Annotated in this window: 14 protein-coding genes; all 14 read left to right on the top strand. The window is 59.5% G+C overall.

Features of this window, described 5'->3' with window-relative positions; genetic code table 11:
* Positions 1-80, top strand: an 80-nt coding sequence (locus M622_RS39655) for an EF-Tu C-terminal domain-related protein (RefSeq protein ID WP_004557332.1), incomplete at its 5' end; no start/stop codon positions are given.
* 63 nt (positions 81-143) lie between these two features.
* Positions 144-455 (top strand): 30S ribosomal protein S10, encoded by a 312-nt coding sequence (rpsJ, locus tag M622_RS28975; RefSeq protein ID WP_004258173.1) that lies wholly within the window; start codon positions 144-146, stop codon positions 453-455.
* Between the two features lie 112 nt (positions 456-567).
* Entirely contained in the window at positions 568-1,206 is a 639-nt protein-coding gene (gene rplC, locus M622_RS28970; protein WP_021249138.1) for a 50S ribosomal protein L3, read from the top strand.
* A gap of 10 nt (positions 1,207-1,216) precedes the next feature.
* Positions 1,217-1,837 carry a 50S ribosomal protein L4 gene (gene rplD, locus M622_RS28965; protein ID WP_021249137.1) on the top strand — a complete coding sequence of 207 codons (621 nt, stop codon included), beginning with the start codon at positions 1,217-1,219 and terminating at the stop codon, positions 1,835-1,837.
* Positions 1,834-2,139 carry a 50S ribosomal protein L23 gene (rplW, locus tag M622_RS28960; RefSeq protein ID WP_021249136.1) on the top strand — a complete coding sequence of 102 codons (306 nt, stop codon included), beginning with the start codon at positions 1,834-1,836 and terminating at the stop codon, positions 2,137-2,139. Before rplD ends, rplW begins: the two co-directional genes overlap by 4 nt.
* Positions 2,140-2,145: 6 nt before the next feature.
* A complete protein-coding gene (rplB, locus tag M622_RS28955; RefSeq protein WP_031346752.1) occupies positions 2,146-2,973 on the top strand; it encodes a 50S ribosomal protein L2 in 828 nt (275 codons plus the stop codon).
* Between the two features lie 10 nt (positions 2,974-2,983).
* On the top strand, positions 2,984-3,259 hold the full coding sequence (gene rpsS / locus M622_RS28950) for a 30S ribosomal protein S19 (protein WP_021249134.1): 276 nt from the start codon (positions 2,984-2,986) through the stop codon (positions 3,257-3,259).
* A 9-nt stretch (positions 3,260-3,268) separates the two neighbouring features.
* On the top strand, positions 3,269-3,598 hold the full coding sequence (gene rplV / locus M622_RS28945) for a 50S ribosomal protein L22 (protein ID WP_021249133.1): 330 nt from the start codon (positions 3,269-3,271) through the stop codon (positions 3,596-3,598).
* A gap of 9 nt (positions 3,599-3,607) precedes the next feature.
* Positions 3,608-4,378 (top strand): 30S ribosomal protein S3, encoded by a 771-nt coding sequence (rpsC, locus tag M622_RS28940; protein WP_021249132.1) that lies wholly within the window; start codon positions 3,608-3,610, stop codon positions 4,376-4,378.
* Positions 4,378-4,794: a 50S ribosomal protein L16 gene (gene rplP / locus M622_RS28935; RefSeq protein WP_004258222.1), complete on the top strand. Its 417-nt coding sequence runs from the start codon at positions 4,378-4,380 to the stop codon at positions 4,792-4,794. The genes rpsC and rplP overlap by 1 nt, the downstream gene beginning before the upstream one ends.
* Before the next feature lie 2 nt (positions 4,795-4,796).
* The gene (rpmC, locus tag M622_RS28930) at positions 4,797-4,991 is read left to right on the top strand and encodes a 50S ribosomal protein L29 (protein WP_021249130.1); all 195 of its coding nucleotides are present in this window, start codon (positions 4,797-4,799) and stop codon (positions 4,989-4,991) included.
* Positions 4,988-5,257: a 30S ribosomal protein S17 gene (rpsQ, locus tag M622_RS28925; RefSeq protein WP_021249129.1), complete on the top strand. Its 270-nt coding sequence runs from the start codon at positions 4,988-4,990 to the stop codon at positions 5,255-5,257. Before rpmC ends, rpsQ begins: the two co-directional genes overlap by 4 nt.
* 152 nt (positions 5,258-5,409) lie before the next feature.
* Positions 5,410-5,778: a 50S ribosomal protein L14 gene (gene rplN / locus M622_RS28920; protein WP_004258229.1), complete on the top strand. Its 369-nt coding sequence runs from the start codon at positions 5,410-5,412 to the stop codon at positions 5,776-5,778.
* Positions 5,779-5,789: 11 nt separating this feature from the next.
* Positions 5,790-6,107, top strand: a complete 318-nt coding sequence (gene rplX / locus M622_RS28915; protein ID WP_021249128.1) for a 50S ribosomal protein L24 — start codon at positions 5,790-5,792, stop codon at positions 6,105-6,107.

The following is a 6,107-nucleotide window of genomic DNA, read 5'->3' as shown; positions in this document are numbered from 1 at the left end:
TGGAAGAAGGTCTGCGCTTCGCGATTCGCGAAGGTGGCCGTACCGTGGGTGCAGGTGTTGTCGCCAAGATCATCGAGTAATTCTCGATCCGGACGGAGCTGCAGGGCTCCGTCCATCGCTCTTTACGCTCTTTAGGGAATGTCATGCAGAACCAGAAAATCCGTATCCGTCTCAAGGCCTTCGACTACCGTCTGATCGATCAGTCGGCGCTTGAGATTGTTGAAACTGCCAAGCGCACGGGCGCTGTGGTCCGTGGTCCGGTGCCCTTGCCGACCCGCATCGAGCGTTTTGATCTGTTGCGTTCGCCGCACGTGAACAAGTCCTCGCGTGACCAGATGGAAATCCGCACTCATCAGCGCCTGATGGACATCATCGACCCGACCGACAAGACGGTCGACGCGCTGATGAAGCTGGACCTTCCTGCGGGCGTGGACGTAGAGATCAAGCTGCAGTAAGCGTCGTTTGCTTGCAGAGGTTTGAAAAAGGCCGGTATAATCCGGCCCTTGTGCTTTTTGGCACATTCATTGTGACCCCCGGTCAATCGCAACCGGGATTCAGGAGAAAAATATGAGTCTAGGCCTTGTTGGACGCAAGGTCGGCATGACTCGCATCTTTGCTGAGGATGGCAGGTCCATTCCAGTGACGGTGCTTGACGTGTCTGACAATCGTGTGTCCCAGATCAAGACGTCTGCAACCGATGGCTATGCTGCGGTTCAGATTGCTTACGGCAAGCGTCGCGCCAGTCGGATCACCAAGCCGGTGGCGGGGCATCTCGCCAAGGCAGGTGTTGAGCCCTGCCGTGGCATGAAGGAATTCCGCATCGCAGAAGATCAGCTCGCCAGCCTCAATGCAGGTGACGCGATCGGCGCCGACCTGTTTCAGGTCGGGCAGAAGGTCGATGTGACGGGCGTTAGTATTGGTAAGGGTTTTTCTGGCGTCATCAAGCGTCACAACTTCTCTTCCCAGCGCGCATCCCACGGTAACTCCATATCCCACAACTCTGCTGGTTCGATCGGCATGGCGCAGGATCCGGGTCGTGTTTTTCCGGGCAAGCGCATGGCTGGTCAGTACGGCAACGTGCAGCGTACGACCCAGGGGCTGGAAATCGTCCGGGTTGATGGTGAGCGGCAGTTGTTGCTGGTGAAGGGTGCTGTGCCGGGTTCAAAGGGTGGCGACGTGGTCGTTTGCCCGGCGGTCAAGGCCTAAGGAGCGCGGAATGGAACTGAAACTCTTGAATGATCAGGGTCAGGCCGCGTCGACGCTGCAGGCGTCGGATGTGTTGTTTGGCCGTGACTACAACGAAGCCCTGGTGCATCAGGTCGTGACCGCCTACCAGGCGAACGCGCGCTCGGGCAATCGCAAGCAGAAGGGTCGCTCGGAGATCGCCAAGTCGACCCGCAAGCCCTTCCGTCAGAAAGGTACGGGTAATGCTCGTGCCGGTATGGCGTCGAGTCCGCTGTGGCGTGGGGGCGGCAAGATCTTCCCGAATACGCCGGACGAGAACTTCAGCCAGAAGGTCAACCGCAAGATGTACCGCGCCGGCATAGCTGCGATCCTGTCGCAGCTGGCGCGTGAAGATCGTCTGGCGGTTGTCGATGGCTTCTCCATCGAGGCTCCGAAGACGCGCTTGCTGTCGCAGAAGCTCAAGGGTATGGGCCTGGAGTCAGTCCTGGTCATTACCGAAGAAATCGACGAGAACCTGTTCCTGTCTTCGCGCAATCTGCACCACGTTCTGGTGCTGTCCGTCAGCGAAGCGGATCCGGTGTCGCTGGTAAGGTTCCCGAAGGTGCTGGTCACCAAGGGTGCGCTGGCGAAGATGGAGGAAGCGTGGCAATGAGCGCGATCAGTCAGGAACGTCTGCTGCAGGTGCTGCTCGCCCCGCAGATATCCGAAAAGGCGACTTACATCGCCGACAAGAATGAACAAGTGGTGTTCAAAGTGGCCACCGACGCCACCAAACCTGAAGTCAAAGCGGCCGTCGAGGCGCTGTTCAAGGTTGAGGTCAAGTCGGTTCAGGTGCTGAACGTCAAGGGCAAGGCAAAGCGTTTCGGTCGCAGCATGGGCCGTCGCAAGGACTGGAAAAAGGCGTTTGTGTGCCTGCAGCCCGGCCAGGAAATCAACTTTGCGGCTGGGGAGTGATAAGTCATGGCACTGGTAAAACTTAAGCCTACATCCGCCGGTCGTCGGGCCCAGGTCAGGGTGGTCAACACCGGCCTGTACAAGGGTCGCCCGGAAGCCTCGCTCATTGAAAAGCAGAGCAGGAATGCCGGCCGTAACAACCACGGTCGCATCACCGTTCGGCATCAGGGTGGCGGGCACAAGCAGCACTATCGCCTGGTCGACTTCCGTCGCAACAAGGATGGTATTCCGGCCAAGGTGGAGCGCATCGAGTATGACCCTAACCGCTCCGCGCACATCGCTCTGCTGTGTTACGCAGATGGCGAGCGGCGCTACATCATCGCGCCGCGGGGTGTTGAGGTCGGCCAGCAGCTGATCAGCGGCGTCGAGGCACCGATCAAGGCGGGTAATGCCCTGCCGATCCGGAACATTCCGGTTGGTTCCACGATTCACTGCATCGAGATGACGCCGGGCAAGGGTGCGCAGATCGCGCGCGCTGCCGGTACTTCCGTGCAGCTTTTGGCGCGTGAGGGTACTTACGCTCAACTGCGCTTGCGCTCGGGTGAAATCCGCCGGGTGCACGTGGAGTGCCGCGCCACCATCGGTGAAGTAGGCAATGCTGAGCACGGCCTGCGCAAGATCGGCAAGGCGGGCGCCAATCGCTGGCGCGGTATCCGTCCGACTGTCCGTGGCGTTGCGATGAACCCGGTCGACCACCCGCATGGCGGTGGTGAGGGCCGTACGGGCGAAGGGCGTGAGCCGGTCAGTCCGTGGGGTACGCCGGCGAAAGGTTATCGGACGCGCAGCAACAAGCGCACCGACAACATGATCGTGCAGCGTCGTCAGAAGCGTTAAGGGGTAAAAGATGGCACGTTCTATCAAGAAAGGCCCGTTCATCGACGCGCACCTCCTGAACAAGGTCGACGCGGTGCGGACGAGCAATGACAAGCGCCCGATCAAGACCTGGTCGCGTCGCTCAACTATTCTGCCCGACTTCATCGGACTCACGATTGCCGTGCATAACGGCAAGCAGCACATCCCGGTATTTGTGACCGAAAACATGGTCGGTCACAAACTGGGTGAGTTCGCGCTGACGCGTACCTTCAAGGGTCACGTTGCCAGCAAGAAGGCAAGGCGCTAAGAGGACGACATGGAAACGAAAGCTATTCTCCGTGGCGTGCGCCTTTCGGCACAGAAAGGACGACTGGTTGCTGACCTCGTGCGCGGCAAGCCCGTCGAGCAGGCCCTCAACGTCCTTGCTTTCTCGCCGAAGAAGGGCGCGAAGATCATCCGCAAGGTGGTCGAGTCCGCAATCGCCAATGCCGAGCACAATGACGGCGCCGATATCGATGCACTGAAGGTCAAGACCATTTACGTGGAAGAGGGCATGTCGCTCAAGCGCTTCACCGCGCGTGCGAAGGGTCGCGGTAATCGCATCCTCAAGCCCACCTGCCACGTCTATGTGACCGTCGGCGAGTAAGGAGTAATCATGGGTCAGAAAATCAATCCCACTGGGTTCCGCCTCGCCGTAACGCGTGACTGGGGTTCGCGCTGGTTCGCAACCAGCCGCGACTACGCAGGCATGCTGCACGAGGATCTCAAGGTCCGCGACTATCTGAAGAAGCGCCTGGCGCATGCTTCGGTTTCGCGCGTAATCATCGAGCGCCCGGCGAAAAACGCTCGCATCACTCTTTACAGTGCCCGCCCGGGCGTTGTGATCGGCAAGAAGGGTGAAGACATCGAGGCGCTCAAGCGTGATCTGCAGCAGATCATGGGTGTGCCGGTGCATGTAAACATCGAGGAAGTGCGCAAGCCTGAAATCGATGCCAAGCTGATCGCCGATTCGATCGCGCAGCAGCTTGAGAAGCGGATCATGTTTCGTCGTGCCATGAAGCGTGCGATGCAGAACGCGATGCGTCTCGGTGCCCAGGGCATCAAGATCATGAGCTCGGGTCGCCTGAACGGCGCCGAGATCGCGCGTACCGAGTGGTACCGTGAAGGTCGCGTACCCTTGCATACCCTGCGTGCCAACATCGACTACGGCGTTTCCGAAGCCAAGACGACGTACGGCATCATCGGGATCAAGGTATGGGTGTTCAAGGGCGAGATGCTCGGTCGCAATGAGCAACCAGTCGCAGCGGAGCCCGAGGCCGACAATCGTCGTGGCCGTCGTGGCGCACCTCGTGATGGCGAAGCTCGCCCGGGTCGTCGTCCCGCTCGTCGGGGCGAGGGTCGGCAAGAAGAAAGCAGGGGTGAATGATGCTGCAACCGACTAGAAGGAAGTACCGCAAGGAGCAGAAAGGTCGCAACACCGGGATCGCCACTCGTGGCGCAAAGGTGTCGTTCGGCGAATATGGCCTCAAGGCGGTTGGTCGCGGTCGCCTCACCGCGCGCCAGATCGAGTCCGCACGACGTGCGATGACTCGGCATATCAAGCGCGGTGGCCGCATCTGGATTCGTATCTTCCCGGATAAGCCGATCTCCAAGAAGCCCGCTGAAGTCCGTATGGGTAACGGCAAGGGTAATCCGGAGTACTGGGTGGCGGAGATTCAGCCCGGCAAGGTGCTGTATGAAATGGACGGCGTGGACGAAGCGCTCGCTCGTGAAGCTTTCCGGCTCGCTGCCGCCAAGCTTCCGATCGAAACCGTATTCGTGACTCGCATGGTGGGAGCTTGAGCATGAAAGTGAGTGATCTCCGCGCCAAGGGCGCTGATGAGCTGAACACTGAGCTGCTTGACCTGTTGAAGGCGCAGTTTTCGCTGCGCATGCAGCACGCGACACAGCAGCTGGGCAATACGAGTCAGATCGGGAAGGTCCGTCGCGATATCGCGCGCGTGCGCACCATCCTGCGCGAAAAGGCGGGTCAGCAATGAGCGAGCAAGTTCAAAAGGTTCGCCGCGCGCTGGTTGGGCGTGTGGTGAGTGACAAGATGCAGAAGACGGTGACGGTTCTGGTCGAGAGTCGGGTCAAGCATCCGCTCTATGGCAAGATCATCACGCGCTCGGCGAAGTATCATGCGCACGTTGAGGATGGTGCGGCGACGGCCGGCGATCTCGTGGAAATCGAGGAATGCCGACCGATCTCGCGGACCAAGACCTGGCGTGTGGCCAAGGTGCTTGAGAAGGCACGCGTCATTTAAGCAGCGAGTAATCAGCAAATGAATAAACAGCTTGGCACTCCGGTGTCAGGCTGTTATAATTTTGCCTCTTTGCTCCGGGGCTCGCTCGGGGCATCCTACCCTGACGGGTTCCAAGACTGTCCGCGAATGCGGGATAAGTTGGAGATATATTCATGATTCAAATGCAGTCCAGACTGGACGTCGCCGATAACACAGGCGCGCGCTCGGTGATGTGCATCAAGGTCCTGGGTGGTTCCAAGCGCCGCTATGCCGGCATTGGCGACATCATCAAGGTTACCGTCAAGGATGCCGCCCCGCGTGGTCGTGTGAAGAAGGGTGACGTTTATAACGCCGTGGTGGTTCGCACTGCCAAGGGTGTTCGTCGTCCTGACGGTTCGCTGGTCAAGTTCGACAACAACGCAGCCGTTCTCCTGAACAACAAGCTCGAGCCGATCGGCACCCGTATCTTCGGGCCGGTCACGCGTGAGCTGCGCTCCGAGCGGTTCATGAAGATCGTCTCGTTGGCGCCTGAAGTGCTCTAAGGGGTCGCTAGATGAACAAGATTCGCAAGGGTGATGAAGTGACGGTGCTGACGGGCAAGGATCGTGGCCGTCGAGGCACTGTTCTGCGCCGCGTCGATGATGAGCGCGTCGTGGTTGAGGGTGTGAATCGGGTGAAGAAGCATGTGCGCCCGAATCCGCTGAAGGGTGAAGTGGGTGGCATCGTCGAGAAAGAGATGGCCATCCATGTTTCGAACGTCGCGCTGTTCAATCCCGCCACCCAGAAGGGTGATCGTGTCGGGATCAAGACGCTGGAGGACGGCCGCAAGGTCCGCTTCTTCAAGTCGAACGGCGAGCTAGTGAACGCCTAA

The organism is Thauera terpenica 58Eu (assembly GCF_000443165.1).
In the GTDB taxonomy this organism is placed as follows: Bacteria; Pseudomonadota; Gammaproteobacteria; order Burkholderiales; family Rhodocyclaceae; genus Thauera; species Thauera terpenica.
Note: the sequence above shows the minus strand (reverse complement) of the source record. Positions and strands in the feature narration are given on the sequence as shown.